General features: G+C 47.8%; 21 protein-coding genes. 14 read left to right on the top strand and 7 right to left on the bottom strand.

The genetic code is table 11. The annotated features are described in order from the left end of the window. Window positions 1–32: 32 nt before the first annotated feature. From ABXJ76_RS09825 to ABXJ76_RS09870, 10 genes are all read left to right on the top strand, one after another. Window positions 33–677: a TetR/AcrR family transcriptional regulator gene (locus ABXJ76_RS09825; protein WP_432740265.1), complete on the top strand. Its 645-nt coding sequence runs from the start codon at window positions 33–35 to the stop codon at window positions 675–677. A 104-nt stretch (window positions 678–781) separates the two neighbouring features. Beyond that, window positions 782–2083: a tetratricopeptide repeat protein gene (locus tag ABXJ76_RS09830; RefSeq protein WP_432740267.1), complete on the top strand. Its 1302-nt coding sequence runs from the start codon at window positions 782–784 to the stop codon at window positions 2081–2083. After that, window positions 2019–2501: a hypothetical protein gene (locus ABXJ76_RS09835; protein ID WP_432740268.1), complete on the top strand. Its 483-nt coding sequence runs from the start codon at window positions 2019–2021 to the stop codon at window positions 2499–2501. Before ABXJ76_RS09830 ends, ABXJ76_RS09835 begins: the two co-directional genes overlap by 65 nt. Beyond that, on the top strand, window positions 2489–2914 hold the full coding sequence (locus ABXJ76_RS09840; RefSeq protein WP_432740269.1) for a hypothetical protein: 426 nt from the start codon (window positions 2489–2491) through the stop codon (window positions 2912–2914). Before ABXJ76_RS09835 ends, ABXJ76_RS09840 begins: the two co-directional genes overlap by 13 nt. A gap of 10 nt (window positions 2915–2924) precedes the next feature. Next, complete coding sequence (locus tag ABXJ76_RS09845; protein WP_432746491.1) at window positions 2925–3104, top strand: DUF4214 domain-containing protein; 180 nt, start codon at window positions 2925–2927, stop codon at window positions 3102–3104. Between the two features lie 344 nt (window positions 3105–3448). After that, window positions 3449–4393, top strand: coding sequence for a 30S ribosomal protein S6--L-glutamate ligase (rimK, locus tag ABXJ76_RS09850; protein ID WP_432740270.1), 945 nt, complete (start codon window positions 3449–3451; stop codon window positions 4391–4393). 80 nt (window positions 4394–4473) lie between these two features. Continuing rightward, window positions 4474–4644: a rubredoxin gene (locus ABXJ76_RS09855; protein WP_432740271.1), complete on the top strand. Its 171-nt coding sequence runs from the start codon at window positions 4474–4476 to the stop codon at window positions 4642–4644. Between the two features lie 50 nt (window positions 4645–4694). Next, window positions 4695–5438 (top strand): hypothetical protein, encoded by a 744-nt coding sequence (locus tag ABXJ76_RS09860; protein WP_432740272.1) that lies wholly within the window; start codon window positions 4695–4697, stop codon window positions 5436–5438. Between the two features lie 108 nt (window positions 5439–5546). Further along, window positions 5547–6722, top strand: a complete 1176-nt coding sequence (locus tag ABXJ76_RS09865; protein WP_432740273.1) for an NnrS family protein — start codon at window positions 5547–5549, stop codon at window positions 6720–6722. Beyond that, window positions 6722–7150, top strand: coding sequence for a DUF2721 domain-containing protein (locus ABXJ76_RS09870; RefSeq protein WP_432740275.1), 429 nt, complete (start codon window positions 6722–6724; stop codon window positions 7148–7150). Before ABXJ76_RS09865 ends, ABXJ76_RS09870 begins: the two co-directional genes overlap by 1 nt. Here ABXJ76_RS09870 and lpxK read toward each other — a convergent pair whose 3' ends face one another. The 6 genes from lpxK to prmB form a co-directional block, all read right to left on the bottom strand. Then, window positions 7151–8164, bottom strand: a complete 1014-nt coding sequence (gene lpxK, locus ABXJ76_RS09875) for a tetraacyldisaccharide 4'-kinase (protein ID WP_432740276.1) — start codon at window positions 8162–8164, stop codon at window positions 7151–7153. 2 nt (window positions 8165–8166) lie between these two features. After that, the gene (locus ABXJ76_RS09880) at window positions 8167–8598 is read right to left on the bottom strand and encodes an ExbD/TolR family protein (protein WP_432740277.1); all 432 of its coding nucleotides are present in this window, start codon (window positions 8596–8598) and stop codon (window positions 8167–8169) included. Then, a complete protein-coding gene (locus ABXJ76_RS09885; protein ID WP_432740278.1) occupies window positions 8598–9212 on the bottom strand; it encodes a MotA/TolQ/ExbB proton channel family protein in 615 nt (204 codons plus the stop codon). Before ABXJ76_RS09885 ends, ABXJ76_RS09880 begins: the two co-directional genes overlap by 1 nt. A gap of 51 nt (window positions 9213–9263) precedes the next feature. Then, on the bottom strand, window positions 9264–10427 hold the full coding sequence (locus ABXJ76_RS09890; protein WP_432740280.1) for an MFS transporter: 1164 nt from the start codon (window positions 10425–10427) through the stop codon (window positions 9264–9266). A 222-nt stretch (window positions 10428–10649) separates the two neighbouring features. Beyond that, window positions 10650–11738 (bottom strand): chorismate synthase, encoded by a 1089-nt coding sequence (aroC, locus tag ABXJ76_RS09895; RefSeq protein ID WP_432740281.1) that lies wholly within the window; start codon window positions 11736–11738, stop codon window positions 10650–10652. Window positions 11739–11740: 2 nt separating this feature from the next. Then, window positions 11741–12670, bottom strand: coding sequence for a 50S ribosomal protein L3 N(5)-glutamine methyltransferase (prmB, locus tag ABXJ76_RS09900; RefSeq protein WP_432740282.1), 930 nt, complete (start codon window positions 12668–12670; stop codon window positions 11741–11743). Window positions 12671–12766: 96 nt separating this feature from the next. Here prmB and ABXJ76_RS09905 point away from each other — a divergent pair, with 96 nt between their 5' ends. The 4 genes from ABXJ76_RS09905 (at window position 12767) to ABXJ76_RS09920 (ending at window position 18051) form a co-directional block, all read left to right on the top strand. After that, the gene (locus ABXJ76_RS09905) at window positions 12767–13648 is read left to right on the top strand and encodes an HDOD domain-containing protein (RefSeq protein WP_432740283.1); all 882 of its coding nucleotides are present in this window, start codon (window positions 12767–12769) and stop codon (window positions 13646–13648) included. Window positions 13649–13659: 11 nt separating this feature from the next. After that, window positions 13660–15312: a flagellar hook-length control protein FliK gene (locus ABXJ76_RS09910; protein ID WP_432740284.1), complete on the top strand. Its 1653-nt coding sequence runs from the start codon at window positions 13660–13662 to the stop codon at window positions 15310–15312. 18 nt (window positions 15313–15330) lie between these two features. Then, window positions 15331–16656, top strand: coding sequence for a TolC family outer membrane protein (locus ABXJ76_RS09915; RefSeq protein WP_432740285.1), 1326 nt, complete (start codon window positions 15331–15333; stop codon window positions 16654–16656). Window positions 16657–16788: 132 nt separating this feature from the next. After that, complete coding sequence (locus tag ABXJ76_RS09920) at window positions 16789–18051, top strand: hypothetical protein (protein ID WP_432740286.1); 1263 nt, start codon at window positions 16789–16791, stop codon at window positions 18049–18051. A gap of 30 nt (window positions 18052–18081) precedes the next feature. Here the strand turns inward: ABXJ76_RS09920 and galU are convergent, their stop codons facing one another. Then, window positions 18082–18963 carry a UTP--glucose-1-phosphate uridylyltransferase GalU gene (gene galU, locus ABXJ76_RS09925; protein WP_432740287.1) on the bottom strand — a complete coding sequence of 294 codons (882 nt, stop codon included), beginning with the start codon at window positions 18961–18963 and terminating at the stop codon, window positions 18082–18084. Window positions 18964–18978 lie beyond the last annotated feature (15 nt).

Here is an 18978-nt window from a genome sequence, read left to right on the forward strand (position 1 = left end):
TTTAAATACATTACTTTTGTGAGCACTACACCATGATTAAATGCGGACGACCTCGCAAAGGCGAAGAACTGATAAGTCGAGATCGATTACTGGACACCGCCTTCAGCCTGTTTCTTGAATGCGGCTACGGTAATCTTAGTCTGGAAACTATCGCTCGAGATGCGCGCGTGTCAATGCGAACTATTTATAGCCAGTTCGGCGGTAAAGCCGGACTATTCGGCGCAGTGATAAGACGCTGCAGCGACGAAATCGTCACCGACCTTTCTGACGAGTACGTCTTGGAGCGCTCGCCAAAAGAAGCATTAAGCGCATTTGCAAAGCAGTTTCTATACCGCATAACAAGACCGGATGTAGTGCGCATACGCGCCATACTGATTGGCGAGTCGTTACGCTTCCCCGATCTTGCCACTCAATTCTATGAGCAAGGGCCGCAACGCACCCTTGATCTTCTGACCCAGTTTTTCGCCAGGCAGCAGCAAACAGGCTATTTTGCCGCAATGGATCCGCATTTTCTCGCCGACCAATTTCTGAGCGCATTACGTAGCGAACGCTTTCAAAAACTGCAACTCGGTTTGGAACCAACGCCCGACGAAGCGGAAATCGATGCCTGGGTGCGACAAACTACCGACTTGTTTCTGCGCGGCAGCTTGAATACCAAAGACATCGTGGCTGAATAGACCGGACGCTAAAAATATTTTTTCCAGGCCAGGGTTTTTGGCATAAGGCTTAAGCCAAACCACGCAGCTCCTGTAATAAAAAACAATAACACGAGCCACACTACATGACTGTAAAAACGCCCGCTCAAATCAGTTTTCAACAAGGCGAACATCAACGCGCTATCAGCGTTTATCAACAAGCCATCGCACTGAAACCCGATTTTTTTCTGGCATACCATAATCTGGGCAAAGCCTTGGTCGCTGAAGGTGATTTTACCCAAGCGCTAACGGCCTATCAACAGGCCATATGCTTACAACCCGATACGCCGGATCTTCAGTTCGAATGCGGCAACCTGTATCAGCGCTATGGTTTCATGCAAGAAGCGATTGCCTGTTACAAGGCCGAGATTCGCAGCCAACCTAAATCCGCACCCGCTTACAACAGCCTGGGCGCTGCTTTGCAACAGTGGGGCGAAATGAAATTGTCCGAGGCCGCTTACCGTCGCGCCTTGACCTTGCAGGCCGATTGGGATGATTACGACGACCGCGTCGCCGAATTAAGCACCCGTACCGAAGCTTATCTGCAACACGATAATGCCGACGCCTTACCGGCGATGATGACCTTGGCTTTTCCCTTGTCGATGCCGTTACGCAAAGCCGTCGCCGAACAACTGGCCGGTCATCACGCCAAAGCGGCAACCGCGCTGCCCGAACCGTTTTCTGCACCGGCCGAGCTGAATCCGGCGCGTTTGCGGATTGGCTACGTGTCGCCCGACTTTCGCATCCATGCCGTAGGCACACTGGTTTGCAGCCTATTTCAGCATCATCGGCGCCCCGAGTTCGAGATTTTCGCTTACAGCTTAGTGCCGGTTATTGATGATTGCACCGAAACCATCCGCCGGGGCTGCGACCATTTTATCGACGTTTCCTGCCAAGCGCCGCTGACCATTGCCCAGCGCATTCATGCCGACGGCATTCACATCCTGATCGATTTGGCGGGCTACACCGCCCATTCCTGCACCGACGTGTTTGCCTGTAAACCGGCGTCGGTGCAAATGCAGTTTTTGGGTTATCCGGGCACCCTGGGTGCCGAATTCATCCCCTACATCATCGCCGATGCCCAGCTAATCCCCGAACACTTAGCCCAGAATTACACTGAAGAAATCATCTATTTACCGCGCGCCTGGGTGGTGTCACCGATGCCGATAGCCACGTCAATCATGCGTCGTCGCGATTTTGGCCTGCCCGAAAACGCCACCGTATTTTGTTGTTTTAACGGCACCTACAAAATCACCCCTGAGGTGTTTGCCCTGTGGCTGCGGATTTTGCAGCAAGTCCCCGGCAGCGTTTTGTGGCTGCTTGATGGCGGCGATACCGTTAACAACCGCTTCCGGCCAACACGCCGTCGCCGCGCACATCGAAGCTGACCGTCTGGTTTTTGCCGCGACTATCCCTCATGCCGAATACCTCGCCCGTTATCGTTTAGCCGACTTGTTTTTAGATACCTTAGTCTACAACGCCGGCGCCACTGCCGCCGGGGCATTATGGGCAGGGTTGCCGGTATTGGCCTGTCCGGGCGAAAGCTATGCCGCCCGTATGGGTGCCAGTCTGTGTCACGCCGTCGGTTTGCCCGAATTGGTCTGCGCTTCGGCATTAGCTTATGAACAATTGGCCATAGAACTGGGCAATCATCCCGAACAAATGGCCCAACTCAAAGCCAAGCTCGCGCAATTGCTGACCGACTCGCCGCTATTTCAGCCGCAAACCTTTGTCTTGGCATTAGAACAGACGTTGCGCAAAGTCTGGCAAAAATACAGTTGTAGGAGCGGGCCATGCCCGCGATGAAGGGACTGCAACTCTGCAATCGCTGCCCAAATGTCGCGGGCATGGCCCGCTCCTACGATCTCTTATCTCGTTCCCACGCGCTGCGTGGGAACGAGGGCAATGACGTAGTCTACGGCGGTGCCGGTAATGATCAGCTCAGCGGCGGTAGCGGCAACGACCAGATGAATGGCGGTTTCGGCTTTGATGTTGCGCTGCAAGTTGGGGCGCTTAGCGATTATCAAGTCATGAGTCTGGGCTCTTCGGCAATCCTGACCCATAACGGCACCGGCGAACAAGACAGCTTTACTGATGTCGAACAAATTCGTTTTGACCGCGGCCCGGCGTTAACACTGGCCCATAGTCAAGCCGAAGCGGTAGCCGAACACTATCCTCAACTGGTTTCAAGATCGTGCCAATCTGCAAGGCCTGAATAATAATGACTATATTCAAACACTTCATCAAAACACCTTCAACAGAGCGGCAAGCCTAGAAGAACTCGGTCATTATCAGCAACAGCTTGACCTGGGTACGCTGGACAGAAACGGGTTAGCGGTAGAGCTTGCCGCGAGTAGCGAGGCTATTGCCACGGTGGGTACGGTCATGCAATTCGAGGGATGGCTGTAACCGGATAATCCTCAAAACGGCGATGAGTCCACGAAAATCAGCCACTGAACAATCACCCGCTTTAGTGGCTGGTTGTTCAGTTAATAGGCCTATTTCCTATCCCTGTCTTACTGTAAAACCGTACCATTTTAGGCTTCCCATTTAAAGCCGGACAGCGTGCCATGCGGAGTGCAAGCTCTGCTTGCGAACAGGCAAAGCCTGTACTCCGATTTGTCCCGTTTTAAGTAGGAAACTCAATTTTAGACAACACAAGTCCATTAAAGCCCCATTTATAAAACATCCTGCCTTATTTCGTGTCAAAATATACCTTTATCTACTGTATTAAATTGAGAACTTAAGTCTTTATGAGAATTGCTATTTTGTCCCGGAACCCAAAACTGTATTCGACCTCTCGGCTGGTTGCAGCTGCAGAAGAACGAGGCCATAAGGTGCGGGTGCTGGATGTATTACGTTGCTATATGAATATTACTTCCCATAACCCCTCTATTCATTATCGGGGCGAAGACTTGACGGGATTCGATGCGGTTATTCCCAGAATAGGCGCTTCAGTCACTTTCTATGGGACTGCGGTATTAAGACAATTTGAAATGATGAATGTTTTTCCTTTAAACGAGTCGGTGGCCATATCACGCTCACGCGATAAATTAAGGTCGATTCAGTTGCTGGCGAGAAAAGGCATCGGCCTGCCGGTAACCGGTTTTGCTAATAATCCTGACGATATTGAAGATTTAATTGCTCAAGTGGGCGGCGCTCCGCTGGTGATTAAGTTGCTGGAAGGTACGCAAGGCATCGGCGTGGTCTTGGCCGAAACCCATAATGCGGCGGAAAGTGTTATTCAAGCTTTTATGGGCTTGAAAGCCAATATCATGGTGCAGGAGTTCATCAAGGAAGCGGGCGGTAGTGATATTCGCTGCTTTGTGGTCGGCGATAAAGTGGTTGCCGCAATGAAGCGACAAGCTGCAACCGGTGAGTTTCGTTCGAACTTACACCGTGGCGGTTCTGCAACTTTAGTGCGGTTAACACCGGAAGAACGCTCTACTGCGGTACGCGCTGCTAAAATCATGGGGCTCAATGTCTGCGGTGTCGACATACTGCGTTCCAATCACGGCCCGGTCATTATGGAGGTTAATTCATCTCCGGGACTACAAGGTATTGAGAACGCCAGCGGTAAGGATATTGCGGAATTAATTATCAAATTCATTGAAAAACGCTTTGAAACCATGGAAATCTCTAAAGATAAGTCGCCTACCAATTCAGACACTAGAACCCGTACTCGCGGTAAAGGTTAACCGCGCTGTGCACCTCGCCAATTAAACGCGTAGGCTACCCTTTTCATTCTCTTAAACAAGGCGGAATATGAAGGCGGAATATGTCGGATTTTAAAAAATATCAGTGTTTAGAATGTGAACATATTTATGACGAAGCCAAAGGCAATCCTAATAGCGGTATTGCACCGGGAACCCGTTGGGCGGACATTCCCAATAGTTGGGATTTCCCGATATGCGGCGCGCCAAAAAGTTTTTTCAAATTAATGGAATAAGCATTAATTTTTATAACCGTTCAGCGCTTTTGAACCCGGGAATATCAAAAATGAAACTTAACCGTAGTTTTTGCATTGCCTACGTGGATAGAGGCAATAGGCGTGAACAGGCAGCAGTCGCTTTACCCGACTACACGCCATCGGCATTATTCAACAAAATGGCTCAACGCCTTTTTTTGACGCTGTTGTTTTTTTATCCCTTTAGCGTATCGGCTGCCGATACCTGGAACTATCATCAAGAAAAAGACCGGTTAAGCAATCGAACTTATAGCTTGGCTCAATCACCGTTGCCTCCTCGCGGTCTTTATGACAACATCCGGCTGGAAATTATCTGCAAGGACAATAGCTTGCAGGTAGTTGTTGATGCCCATAGCCTGATCGCTTCGCAAGGCAGCGGCTTTGACTTTGAATACCAAGTCGACAAAAACCCTCGCGTCACCCTTCAGATGAATACTTTTAAGGACTCAAAGCGCCGAGGCTATAACGAAGACCAAGCAAAACGTATTATCGATGAAATAGTGACAGGGCAATCTCTGTTTATTCGCGTCAATACCATGATACGCAAAGTGCTATCGGCGAAAATACCTTTAGAAGGTGCCGCTGAACCGGTTAAACAGGTCGTTTCCGATTGCGGCCTTAGCTTAGCCGATAACGCAACCAGTGAATCGGCCTATAGCTTGGCCGAATTCGAACGGGAATTTGGTCAACTGACGCCAGAGCAGCAACGGCAAGTTCTGAATAAAATCAAAATAATCATCATGGAAGCGCAGAAAGCTCTTTTGATAGAAAACTAAGGCTACTACGCAACGTTCCATTGTATTTGATGGCGCTGAGTCGTTATGAAATGCGTATAATTAACGACATTCTCGAACACAGAACTGAACCGTCTGGAAAACACCGCAATGAAATCACAACCTATTTTTGATTACCCCCTTTTTGCCCTGGGATTTAGAGCCTTTTTTGCCCTGGCAGGATTCGCGGCACTGGTTCTCATCGTCTTTTGGAATGCCCTGTTCAACGGCACCTTAACGGCGGAACATTATTTCCCTGATAGCTACTGGCATGCACACGAAATGCTGTTAGGTTATGCTGTAGCCGTCATTGCAGGTTTTTTATTGACAGCGATTAAAAACTGGACCGGCAAACCGACGGTAACCGACGATCAATTGGCGGGCCTGTGCCTGTTATGGCTGTATGGGCGCATCCTGCCATTTTATGCAGGTGAATTGCCAGACATCTTGATTGCGCTGGTGGATTTTGCTTTTTTGCCTGCCCTGGCTTATCAAGTCAGCAAGCCGATTATTCAGGCAAAGCAGTATAGAAATCTATTTTTTATCGGACTGATACTGCTGTTGGCGCTGGGCAATGGCTTAATCCATGCACAAATGCTGGGTTTACAAGAAAACACTGCAACGACAGGCATTCAACTGGTTGTTGCGACTATCATTATTTTGATTTTGATCATCGCCGGACGCGTGTTTCCTTTCTTTACCGAACGGGCTATACCCGGAACGCTGACCATCAAAAATCCGATGCTGGATAATCTATCTGTAGCGTCAGCCGTTATTGTCTTTGCCCTGCAATTATTCGATATTTCAGGAACCTTGTTAGCCTTGGCGGCGATGGTTGCCGTGGTCGTTAATATTGCCAGGCTATCGATTTGGTATGTACCGCGCGTCATCTATGTACCGCTGTTATGGGTGCTTTATGCCGGTTACGGCTGGATCGTTTTAGGCTTTATATTGACCGCCTTATCGGCCTATTCGATAGTATTGCCGTCGTTGGCCCTGCATGCTTTTACGCTGGGAGGTATCGGCGCATTAACCTTGGGCATGATGGCCAGGGTATCACTAGGCCACACCGGCCGTGCGCTGAAAGCGTCCAATGCGATAGTCATTGCCTTTGCTTTAATTAATGTCGCCGCCTTGTTTCGAGTTTTATTGCCTATCGCTATGCCGGGCTGGTACGAAAACTTAATGTATGTATCAACACTTTCCTGGCTGGCCGCATTCTCGTTATTCATCTTTGTTTATGCACCGATATTAAGCAGCGCAAGACCCGACGGTCAGGACGGTTAATGCTATCCAAATTTGATGGTATTGTTGAACTGGTAACCAGCTCCCTGGTTTTGTTTTCCAGTATCGGTATTTTCGTACTGACCTTAAATGCCCGCTATACCCATGCCATAGGCCGGGTCAGAGACATTTACGATGAGTTAAAAACCAGTTCACAGGCACAAAAACTGGAAATAGAACTCAATACCATGGTGTACCGGTGTCACGTACTCAAGTGGAGCTTCGGCCTGCTGTTATGTAGCGCGATTAGCAGCGGCGTGTTTGTTCTGGGTTCAATATCTTCACGATTCATCGGACATATCAGCGCTGATTTTTTGATTTTATTTGTCGTATTCAGCGTGTTGTTTATCTTCAGCTCAATGGTTTGTTTGTTTATCGACGTGCTGGCGTCTTTACGGGCGACTATGATTCATATTGAGAGAATCAAATAATCACACATCCTTGTTTTGCCTGTTTGATTTTTTTCGTAACAAGTCTAATAACTGTTCGGAAAAACCGATTTCAGGAACAGCTTTTACCGGAACATACCAATGCTGCTCACCTGCAAAGGCCATGCACTTGACGGCATCTTTCTCGGTCATTAATATCGGATTGGAATCTTGGAATGAGATATCGCTAGGCTGGAATTTATAATGATCCGGAAAGCTGTGCGTTTTACAGGTCAAACCGGCTGTCTCCAGCAGTTTAAAAAACCGGTTCGGATTGCCTATTCCTGCCAAGGCATGGCAGTCGGATACGGTAAACTCTTGCAAGTTTTTTTGTCGGCCGGTGACTAAATTGACAGCGGTATTTCCGGTGATTTGCATTGAAAATTCGTTGTCTTGATATTTTTCCCCATTCACAATAATAAAATCGACGCTCTGCAATCTTTCTATGGGTTCGCGGAGCGGCCCTGCCGGTAGGCAATAGCTGTTACCGAAACGCCTTTCCCCGTCGATCACGGCGATCTCAATATCCCGATTTAGGGCGTAATGTTGCAGGCCATCGTCGGATAAAATGACATTGCAGCCTGATTTTTCAAGCAATAGCCTGGCCGCATCAATCCGTATCGGACTTACGGCCATTGGGCAACCTGTTTGCTTGGCTATCAACAGGGCTTCGTCTCCGACCTGTTCCGCGGTGCTGTTGGCATCGATCCATTGCGGCCAGACTTCGGCCTGCCCGCCGTAGCCTCGGCTGATGATGCCGGGCTTAAAACCCTCGTTTTTAAGCAACTCGGCCAGCCAGATAATCAACGGCGTTTTGCCGGTGCCGCCCACGGTAATGTTGCCTACCACGATGACAGGAACCGGCAAGGTGTGTGTTTTCAACACCCCGATACGGTATAAAAATTTCCTGAATTTAACGAAATCGCTGAATAAAAATCCCAACGGAAACAAGATTAGACCAATAAGCTGATCTGTATACCAGGCGTCGATCAGCCATCGGGATACTGTTTTTTTCATGCTTAGTCGCTCGGTTTCAATGTGGCAAAAGTGATATGACTGAATCCCACTTGACCGGCAATATCCAGCGCAGTCATGACCGCTTTGTTAGGCGTTTCATCAGCGGCATTGATCACAAAAGGGAGATCTTTTGAATGCTCTGCAAGCTTACTCAATTCCTGTTTTAAACCGTCCCTGGTTTGATTGATTAATTGATGAGACAAGCCGTCATCGCCGACCAGGGAGTAAATACCATCTGCATCAATCATCAGGGAGACCGTTTTAGGATGCTCCTCGGCCGCAGATCCTTCCGCTTCGGGAAGCTTGATATTGACTTCCGTATGTTGATTAAAGGATGTAGAAACCATGAAAAAAAGCAACAACACAAAAAGCACGTCGATCATTGAGATCAACGTAATATCGACATTTTCCCTTTTTTTACGCTGAAACTTCATCAGGACTCTTTCCGGTCTTCATGCAAAATATCAACCAGTTTTAACGCTTCTTCTTCCATGGTAACTACATATTCGTCGACCAATCTTTCAAAATAGCGATGAAAAACCAAACTGGGGATAGCCACCGTCAAACCCGACGCCGTAGTAATCAGCGCAACCGAAATACCGCCGGCCAAAACGGCGGGATTACCGGAACCATGCTGCAAAAGCGAGGCAAAAATATCAATCATGCCGAATACGGTACCCAATAAACCCAGTAACGGGCTGACTGCGGCAATCGTACCCAGGGTGTTGAGAAAGCGTTCCAGGTCATGCACGACCCTGCGACCGGTTTCTTCAATGCATTCCTTCATGAATTTCCTGCCATGATGGCTATTGGCAAGACCTGCGGCCAAAATACAGCCGAGCGGCGAGCTGTTTCTCAAATGACGCAAAGTGGCGTCATCCAGTTTTTTTTCACGGGATAACCGCCATACCTGCGCAACAAGCTCAGGCGGCAAAATCTTCTTTCTTCGTAAAGACCAAAAACGTTCCGTGATAATGCCCATGGCACCAATGGAACTCAGTATGATCGGCAACATCATCCAGCCGCCGCTTTTTATAATTTCAAACACATTATTTCCTAAAAAAATTACAGGCCGGATTCGCTCAACCCGAGCGCTATTTTAACCTAATACCGCTCTATCTTGAGAACTTTCCCGTCCAACCCAGATATAGGCAATCACAAAAGCAATGCCACAAAATACTGCGGCCATTGAATAGACAAATTCCGCACCTAATGATTCCCAATAATAACCGCTATAGTAACTGCCCAGCATCCCGCCCAAACCAAATGTTAAGCTGGCGTATAGCGCCTGGCCTTTACCTTGATGTCGGTCGCCAAAATACAAATGCACCAAATGAATGGCGACAACATGCGCACCGGCAAACGTTGCCGCATGCAATAATTGAGCAAAAATCAACAGCCAAAAATAATCGACGCACCAGGCAATCATCAACCAGCGAACCACCGACAGTAAAATACTGAACAATAAAATCGCTCTTAGCGAAATGCGCTTCAACACACGGCGCATGCACATAAATAAAATAATCTCGGCAAAAACAGCCAGCGCCCACAAAAATCCAGTCAGGCTTGCCGTGTATTGATAATGTTTGAGATAGATCGAATAAAAAACGTAATAAGGGGCATGCGCCAGCTGTAACAGCATATAAACGACCAGAAAAGCCCACAGTTCCGGTTTTTTCATGATTTGCATGATGCCGACAGCGGCGGTCTGATGATGCGCAGCCTGAATGGGCGGCGTCATTAAGCTGACCAGCCAGATGAGGGTCAGCAATGCAATAATCGCTATAGGAATGATGCTTGAGGACTGATAATCCAACAACCAACCTACGCCCAGCACCGCAACAATAAAACCGATAGATCCCCACAGCCTTATCTGGCTGTAGCGATGCGCTTCATCTTTTAAATGGTATAAAGTTACTGCTTCAAACTGCGGTAAAGCGGCGTTCCAAAAAAAACTAAAGCCTATCGTTATCCAGGCAAACCAGAAATAACCCTGAACAAATAAAAATCCGGCAAAAAATGCGGTGGTTAAAAACGCGACTATGCGAATAATCCGCACGTTTCTTCCGGTATGATCGGCAATCCAACCCCATAGAACCGGCGCAATAACTCTTGTGCCGTTGAGCATCGCCGAAAGTTCGCCGATTTCGACAGGATTAAAGCCCCTTTCTTTTAAATAGAGGCCCCAGTAAGGGAGAAAAACACCGACTGTGGCGAAATAAAAGAAGTAAAAGCCTGACAGGCGCCAGTATGGGATAGACATTTAAATTAAATAGATAGCTTGTGCAGGCTGGTTTCCCTGGCTCCCACGGGCTCCGTGGGAGCCAGGGAATTACTGATGTGGGGGCAGCTTCGCCTAAAGTGCCTACTGTTGGTAGTCGCCAATTGAGTTACTTACTGGGCGACTAAAGTCGCCCCCACAATGACACTTAATGGCAGTGGCGCCGCCGCGCGTTGGAACGAAAGAACGATACAACAAAAACGTTTACCTTAAAACCGGCAATCCCGATTGCACGTTGATGTTTTGCGCCCGATGCCGCAACAAATGATCCATGATTACTATCGCCATCATCGCCTCGGCAATCGGGGTTGCTCTTATGCCTACGCAGGGATCGTGGCGACCTTTGGTGCTGACTTCAATAGCGTCACCGTGCACATTGATGCTTCTACCCGGCAAGCGCAAGCTGGAAGTCGGTTTTAAGGCAATACTGGCCGTTACATGCTGGCCGCTGGAAATTCCGCCCAAAATGCCGCCGGCATGATTACTTAAAAAACCGTCCGGGGTAATTTCATCACGAAACTGCGTGCCTTTACTGTCGACACAGGCAAAGCCGTCGCCGATTTCTACGCCTTTGACCGCATTAATGCTCATCAAGGCATGAGCCAGATCAGCATCGAGTCGATCGAAAATAGGCTCACCCAAGCCCGGCGGGACGTTGGTTGCGACCACTTCTATTTTGGCGCCGATAGATTCGCCTTCTTTACGCAAGGCATCCATATAAGCTTCCATTTCTGCGACTTTATCGACATCGGGACAGAAAAAAGGATTACTGTGGATAACAGACCAATCGAGTTTTTCGATTTTTATCGGCCCCAGTTGCGATAAATAACCGCGTATTTCTATACCGTGCTGTTCTCTCAGGTATTTCTTGGCAATACCGCCCGCCGCCACACGCATGGCCGTTTCACGCGCCGATGAGCGCCCTCCTCCCCGATAATCCCTGAACCCGTATTTGTGCTGATAGGTATAGTCCGCATGGCCGGGTCTGAACGTTTCTGCGATGTTGGAATAATCTTTGGAGCGTTGATCGGTATTTTCGATTTGCAGGGCTATCGGCGTACCGGTAGTTTTGCCTTCAAACACGCCGGACAGGATTTTGACTTCATCGGCTTCGCGCCGCTGGGTGGTGTGTCTCGACGTTCCGGGCTTCCTGCGATCCAGGTCCGCTTGCAAATCGGCTTCGGTCAAGGCCATGCCCGGAGGGCAGCCATCAACGATGCAGCCGATTGCAGGACCATGACTTTCACCAAACGAAGTCACGGTAAATAATTTTCCTATTGAGTTTCCAGACATAGTTATAAAGCCGTTAAAAATAATTCGTTATATTGACTAAGCTGTTCAGCCGTCAGCAAAAATACGCCATCACCGCCGCGTTCAAAATTCAGCCAGAAAAAAGGCACGTCGGGAAAGGTATTTTGCAAGGTTTCAGCACTGCTGCCTACTTCCACAATCAAAATACCCTGCTCTGTCAGATACTGCCCGGCTTCGACCAGAATGCGCAACACAATATCCAGTCCCGAATACCCGCCTTTAAAGCCCATATCGGGCTCGGCGCGAAACTCTACGGGTAATTGCTCCCATTCTTCAAGGGATACGTAAGGCGGATTACTGACGATAATGTCATAACGAGTATCCGGCAGTTCTTTAAACAAGTCAGACTGATAAAGAGTCACCACATCGACCAGCTGATGTTTGGCAACATTCAGTTCGGCGACGGCCAGCGCATCGGCCGACAAATCCACTGCATCGACATAAGCGTCAGCAAATGCATAAGCGCAGGCTATCGCGATACAGCCGCTGCCGGTACACAAATCCAGAATGCGCACCACCTGGTCTTCCTCGACCCAGGGCGAAAATCGCTGTTCGATTAATTCGGCAATCGGCGATCTGGGCACCAGTACCCGTTGATCCACATAAAATGATAGCCCAGCAAAAATAGCTTCATGGGTTAAATAAGCGGCCGGTATACGTTCGTTGATACGCCGGTCGATTATGTCGATGACTGCCTGGCGCTCACTGAGCGTTAAAACGCTTTGCAGATACGCATCGGCCAGATTATAAGGCTGATGAATAGTGTGTAAAACCAGTGCCGCGGCTTCATCCAGCGCCGTTGTCGTACCATGACCGAAACTCACTTCGGCCTCGGTAAAACGGCTGGCGGCCCAGCGGATGTAATCGCGAATAGTGGATAAGGTGGTTAAAGCTTCAGAGGGTGTTGTTTTCATGGCTGGACAAAGTAAGATAGCGTCAATACGGTTCGACGTAGCGGGAGATTTTAAACTAAACTTTGTGAGCTTGTTTGAATATTAACTAAACACAACATGAGCCCAACCCATAACAACAACAGCAATACCCCAGCAAGTTTAGCTAAAAATAAACTTTTAATGGACTGTTATCGGCATATGCAATCCAACAATCTAGTCTTGCCCACTATCCCGGACGTGTCTTTTAAAATTCGCCGCGCTATTAATGACGACAAATCCAGCGTCTCTTCAATAGCACGCATCGTTCAAATTGATCCATCCATTACCGCGAAACTGATACAAATTGCCAACAGCCCCTTATATAGGGGAAGAAAAAAAATTGAAAGCTGCCCCGAAGCGCTGACCCGACTGGGATTAAAAACAGCTCAAGACATTATTACTACGGTTGCGATGAAATCGGTATTTAACGCCAAGTCTCCGCTTATTCGTCAAAAAATGACGGCATTATGGCTGCACAGCAGTTACATTGCCTCCATCAGCGCCGTGTTTGCCCATAAAATTCCGGGCTTCGATCCGGATCGAGCCATGCTGGCCGGGCTGATTCATGATATTGGTATCGTGCCCATTTTGACTTATGCCGACAATCATCCCGATATTATGGCTAATCCGAGGGACCTGATAGACACAGTAAGACAACTACGCGCAGACATTGGCATACAAATTATCCGCCAGTGGGATTTTCCTGATGATTTTGAAGATGTGGTGATTAATGCCGAAAACTGGTTTCGTCATGACAAAAATCCAAGCAATTATGCAGACATCGTCATGATCTCGCAGTTACACAGTTTTATCGGCAAAGTTGGGGTGAAAAAGATACCTAAAATTGATGACCTGCCCGCTTATAAAAAACTGGCCAGCCATTTAAATGCAAGCGACAGCATTAATATATTGGATACTGCCAAAGATGAAATCGAGCATATTTGGCAAATGTTGGCTTAAGATAGTGCTGAATGGATATTAACTCGCCAATAAACCCTAAAGCCCTATTCGGAGCGAACAGGCCGCTGGAAAACACCTTAAACCTTAAAGTCGGGCAAAAGCTTGATGCAAAAGTCATCAGTGCGGATATTCAGGCGGCAAAAAATGTCATTACCTTAGCGGTGGGTAACAAGGACATTACCGTACAAAGCAATCAGCCGATGCCGACAAACCCTGGTCAAAATTTAAAAATCCAGGTGACTCAAACCATCCCGGTCGTGGAGTTTAAAATTCTCAATTCATCCCCCGAATTGGCTGAATTGCGCCTAAAATTAATCATCGCAAACGGTGGGGAGTCGGTGCGACCGACTGCCGTTGAAAAACAAGACAGTGCAACCTTGTCATCGCCGGTAAAACAGCCGTTAGACGCAAAGATAATCGGCATCACCGGCAACAAACTCCAGCTACAGATTCTTACCCCATCAATAACGGATATGGGCAATAAACAAGTCGGCCTTATCACTATTGACCGCTCTCAACTGACCCATGCACCGCAGAATTTAAAAATCGGGCAAAACCTGAATCTGGAGATGCTCAAAGCAGGAACCACAGCCGAATTTAAAGTTATTTCAGCTTACAATGCTATCCCTGAAGCAAAAATAGCCGAATTTATAAAGCAGTTTCTGCCTCGACATGAAGCTAGCCCTCTCTTTTTAAATCAGTTAATAAAGGATTTACCGCAACTGATGAACAACGAAAGCGTTCCTAAAGTGCTAAAGGATATAGCCGCAAAAATAATTCAGAACTTGCCGCCAAAAGAACAGCTGATCACTAGCCAAGGCCTAAAACAAGCCATTGCCAATTCAGGATTGTTTCTTGAGGCCAAGCTGCCGCCAGCGATGGCTCAAGCTGAACTGATTAAAGAGCTGCCCCAGTTGATAAAAAATGAAACTGTACCTCAATCATTGCAACGCATTGCCGCTGAAATATTGCAAAATCTGACCCAAAAAGAGCCTTTGCTTAATAGTCCATCAGCCGCTACTGCAAAACAGCTTGCTGAAGCCGAGTTATTAACTTTAAAGCTCAATATGGCAGATGCACCCAAAGCAGAAGCTTTAGGCAATGAGGATTTTAAAGCCAATTTGCTTAAATTTATTCAGGCTTTAAAGCAGGAACTTACAACCCAAGCTGCACAACAAATAAATCAAGCCGATCTTGACCTGCTCAAAAACCTGCAAAATAAAACTGAAAATACCGTTGCCAAGCTGGTATTGGATCAACTAATGTCCCTGCCCAAGGAAGATAACCCAAAGCAGCTATGGCTTATCGACATCCCCTTTATTGACCGGCAACAGGCGGAAACGGTTACTATTGAAATACAGCAGGACAAAGACAACAAGCAACCATCCGGCAGCAGCGACTGGTCGGTTAATATCACGATTACACCGCCGGCACTGGGTACGATTCATTGCAGGGTTTCCTACCAGAACGCTGTTATCAATACCTATTTCAACAGCCAGAAGACTCAAACGACTCAGCTAATCAAGCACAACCTGGATTACCTAAAAAACCAACTTGAAGAATCGGGGTTAACAACGGGGCACATGGTCGCTCACAACAGTTCTAAAAACAAGCAACCGACTCATCAATTAGCCGGAAAAAAACTGTTTGATGACAATGCCTAATAAAATTTTTGACCGCACATGAAAGCACAAGTAAAACTATCCGCCATTATTGCCAGCTTGTTAACGGGGATTTCACCGCTGCACGCACAAAATTTATCAGAAACTTTTGAGCTTGCTCTTCAAAATGCGCCTATTTTAAAACAGGCTCAAGCCCAACAATCGGCTATAGGTGAATCGAAAGATCAAAGTATTGCACGGTTCCTTCCCAACATCTCGGCTACCGGAGCCAGCAGTAAAGAACAGCTGCATAATAAAAAAACCGGGGGATTCAGAGGTCCTGATACCCAACAGGAATACTGGAATAATAGCTTTAATATCAACTTAACCCAACCCCTGTTCCACTGGGATCACTGGATACAATTAAGCCAGTCCGACAATCAAATCGCCCTGGCTGAAGCCACTTACTTATCCGAATTACAAAACCTGATGGTGACAACAACCGAAGCCTATTTTAATGTGCTCTATGCTCAGGATAATTTAGCATTTTCCTCGGCAGAAAAACAGGCTATCGCCCGGCAACTGGAACAGGCCAAGCAACGTTTTGATGTGGGCATTATTGCGATAACCGACGTTAACGAAGCACAGGCAGGTTTCGACCAGGCCAATGCCGACGAAATTGACGCAGCCAATAATCTGGATAACCAGAAAGAGGCGTTAACAGAAATCATCGGTGAAAATGATGTTTCGCTGAATGCCCTGAGTGAACAGCTGCCTTTACTCAAGCCTGAACCGGCGGATATTTCGGCGTGGAGCGATTTAGCCGAACTCAACAATTTCAGCATCATTTCGGCATTTAATCAGGCCGAAGTATCGCGTAAAGCCATAGACCTGCAACGTAACGGCCACTTGCCCCGCCTGGACTTGATCGCCTCTTACGACGCGTCCGACAACACCAGCAGCTTCGGTTTTCGGGGCGATACCCAGAGTGTCGGTATGCAACTGAATGTGCCGCTGTTTGAAGGCGGCGCGGTAAATTCACGAACCCGTCAGGCCGCCTATGAATACCAAGCCGCCAAAGAGGATTTATCCAGAAAAAAACGCTCGGTAAAACGTCAGGTAAAAGACGCTTATCGCGGCGTCATCTCCACCATCAGCCGCGTAACCGCCCTGAAAGCTGCGGTGATATCGGCGACCAGCGCCTTGGAGGCGAGCGAAGCAGGCTTTGGCGTAGGCACCCGAACCATGGTCGATGTGCTGAACGAACAAAGAAATTTATACCGGGCAAAACGGGATTTTTCCCGTAGCCGTTATGATTACCTGATTAACAGCATCAAGTTAAAGCAAGCAGCCAGCGGCCTTGGTCAAGATGACCTTGAACAGATTAACCGCTTGTTGATCCCCTGAGCCTACGGCTCTACAAATCAGGATTTTTCTGTAATAATCTATCGGCTAATCCGGCAGCGACCTAGACAATCGACAGCTAAAATTTGCATGACCTTATTTCCCAAAGCGGCCGCCAACAATGAATCCATTTAATTGACCGAACAAGCCAACGCCGAATGCCGTTATGTTTCACTCGACCGGGAGGCCATGCGCAAGGCATTATCGCAACAACTGGATGACGATTTACTGTACCGGATGCTCATTGAAGAGCGCCCTCACCTATTCGCCGAAGCTATCGTTTTTGTCGACGAGGCCAGTATAAGTAAGCAACGCGACATTATTGCCGCGATAGAAAGCGTCATTGCGATGCCCGCTTATCAACAACGCGTTCTGACTTATGCACCCGACACGGCACAGTTTATGCCCAAAGCGCACGGCGTTTTTTTCGGCTATGACTTTCACCTAAGCCCTAAAGGTCCGCAACTAATTGAAATAAATTCTAATGCCGGAGGCGCTTTAGTTAATGCCATTCTGGCTCGTGCACAAATAGCTTGCTGTGCTTCGACTGAAATAAATGCGGCCATGCACCCAGATCTGGAACAGGTGTTTATGGCGATGTTTGTTGAAGAGTGGCAAGCTGAACGCGGCCTTCAACCCTTACATTCAATCGCTATCATCGATGAAAATCCGCAAGGGCAATTCATGCTGCCGGAATTTTTTTTGTTTAAAAAACTGTTTGAACAACACTCTATTAAGACCGTTATTTGCGATCCTTCCGAACTTGATTATCGCAACGAAACACTGATGCACGAGGAACTGCCAATTGATCTTGTTTACAACCGCTTGACCGACTTCGGATTGGAAATGGATACATTAAAACCATTGCGCGATGCCTATCTGGCTGAAGCCGTCGTCGTCACGCCCCATCCAAGAGCTCATGCGCTATACGCAGATAAAAGAAATCTGGCTATCTTGACTGATGAAACCGCATTGCGGGATATGGGGGTTAGCGCAGAAATCAGAACCCTGTTACTTGAAGGCATTGCCCACACGGTTTGCGTACATAAGGAAGATGCTGAGACTTTATGGGCCGCACGCAAACAGCTGTTTTTTAAACCGGCCAAAGGCTACGGCAGCAAAGCCGCATATCGAGGCGATAAACTGACCAAACGGGTATTCGGGGAGATTCTACAGGGAAATTATGTCGCACAATCGCTGGTGCAACCCACCGAACAGCAAATGAAAGTGGACAATAAAATTATCGATCTTAAACTGGATTTACGGCAGTATGTTTACCAGGGACAGGTGCAATTAACCAGCGCCCGTTTGTACCAAGGGCAAACCACTAACTTCCGGACTCCGGGCGGCGGTTTTGCTCAAGTTATGGTCAGTACCGAGAGCGGCAAGGGCGAATGAATTCGCCCTTGCCGCTCTGGTCCACATGACTTAATCGAGAGCCAGATTCTTTAAATAATCCAGAAAATCGCCCTTTAACTCTTCATGCATCAAACCGAATTCAACAGTTGCCTGCAAATAACCGAGTTTTGATCCGCAATCATAGCGTTTGCCTTCAAACTCATAGGCCAACACCTGTTCATCGCTCATCAAGGCAGCGATAGCATCGGTCAACTGAATTTCGCCACCGGCACCGCGCTGGGTGTGTTCAATTTTGTCGAAAATTGCCGGTGTTAAAATATAGCGACCGACGACCCCTAGATTTGACGGTGCATGTTCTGGCGCAGGTTTCTCAATAATCGTTTCAACTTGGCCTACCGCCGGCGATACTTCCTTGGTTTTGACGATGCCGTATTTGTCGGTTTCCCGAGGATTTACCCGTTCTACGCCTAATATGCTGCACTGATGTTTATTGTATTGTTCGACCATTTGGGTGATGCAGCCATCGCCGTTACGATTAGCGATCAAGTCATCGGCCAAGATAACGGCAAACGGCTCATCACCAACGACAGACTTGGCACAAAGCACAGCATGACCCAGTCCTAATGCCTCTGGTTGACGAATAAACACGAATGACACATTCGGCGGCATCATCTCCTGAACCATTTTCAATATTTCGGTCTTGCCACGGGTAGTCAGTTCATTTTCCAACTCGTAGGCTTTATCGAAATGATCCATGATCACGTTTTTGGTTCGGCCGGTTATAAATATAATTGTATCGATTCCAGCCGCTACTGCCTCTTCAACGCAATACTGGATCAATGGCTTGTCCACAACCGGCAACATTTCCTTAGGACTCGCTTTGGTAGCGGGTAAAAAGCGGGTTCCGAGACCCGCAACCGGAAAAACTGCTTTTCTTATTTTTTGATTCATTTAAAACATTCTCAA

Source organism: Methylobacter arcticus (assembly GCF_050917435.1).
Lineage (GTDB): Bacteria > Pseudomonadota > Gammaproteobacteria > Methylococcales > Methylomonadaceae > Methylobacter_A > Methylobacter_A titanis.

Excerpts from the sequence above, each read along its gene's own strand:
- ABXJ76_RS09825 (WP_432740265.1), top strand. The coding sequence starts at position 33 with ATGATTAAATGCGGACGACCTCGCAAAGGCGAAGAACTGATAAGTCGA.
- ABXJ76_RS09830 (WP_432740267.1), top strand. The coding sequence starts at position 782 with ATGACTGTAAAAACGCCCGCTCAAATCAGTTTTCAACAAGGCGAACAT.
- ABXJ76_RS09835 (WP_432740268.1), top strand. The coding sequence starts at position 2,019 with ATGGCGGCGATACCGTTAACAACCGCTTCCGGCCAACACGCCGTCGCC.
- ABXJ76_RS09840 (WP_432740269.1), top strand. The coding sequence starts at position 2,489 with ATGCCCGCGATGAAGGGACTGCAACTCTGCAATCGCTGCCCAAATGTC.
- rimK (WP_432740270.1), top strand. The coding sequence starts at position 3,449 with ATGAGAATTGCTATTTTGTCCCGGAACCCAAAACTGTATTCGACCTCT.
- ABXJ76_RS09855 (WP_432740271.1), top strand. The coding sequence starts at position 4,474 with ATGTCGGATTTTAAAAAATATCAGTGTTTAGAATGTGAACATATTTAT.
- ABXJ76_RS09860 (WP_432740272.1), top strand. The coding sequence starts at position 4,695 with ATGAAACTTAACCGTAGTTTTTGCATTGCCTACGTGGATAGAGGCAAT.
- ABXJ76_RS09865 (WP_432740273.1), top strand. The coding sequence starts at position 5,547 with ATGAAATCACAACCTATTTTTGATTACCCCCTTTTTGCCCTGGGATTT.
- ABXJ76_RS09870 (WP_432740275.1), top strand. The coding sequence starts at position 6,722 with ATGCTATCCAAATTTGATGGTATTGTTGAACTGGTAACCAGCTCCCTG.
- lpxK (WP_432740276.1), bottom strand. The coding sequence starts at position 8,164 with ATGAAAAAAACAGTATCCCGATGGCTGATCGACGCCTGGTATACAGAT.
- ABXJ76_RS09880 (WP_432740277.1), bottom strand. The coding sequence starts at position 8,598 with ATGAAGTTTCAGCGTAAAAAAAGGGAAAATGTCGATATTACGTTGATC.
- ABXJ76_RS09890 (WP_432740280.1), bottom strand. The coding sequence starts at position 10,427 with ATGTCTATCCCATACTGGCGCCTGTCAGGCTTTTACTTCTTTTATTTC.
- aroC (WP_432740281.1), bottom strand. The coding sequence starts at position 11,738 with ATGTCTGGAAACTCAATAGGAAAATTATTTACCGTGACTTCGTTTGGT.
- prmB (WP_432740282.1), bottom strand. The coding sequence starts at position 12,670 with ATGAAAACAACACCCTCTGAAGCTTTAACCACCTTATCCACTATTCGC.
- ABXJ76_RS09905 (WP_432740283.1), top strand. The coding sequence starts at position 12,767 with ATGAGCCCAACCCATAACAACAACAGCAATACCCCAGCAAGTTTAGCT.
- ABXJ76_RS09910 (WP_432740284.1), top strand. The coding sequence starts at position 13,660 with ATGGATATTAACTCGCCAATAAACCCTAAAGCCCTATTCGGAGCGAAC.
- ABXJ76_RS09915 (WP_432740285.1), top strand. The coding sequence starts at position 15,331 with ATGAAAGCACAAGTAAAACTATCCGCCATTATTGCCAGCTTGTTAACG.
- galU (WP_432740287.1), bottom strand. The coding sequence starts at position 18,963 with ATGAATCAAAAAATAAGAAAAGCAGTTTTTCCGGTTGCGGGTCTCGGA.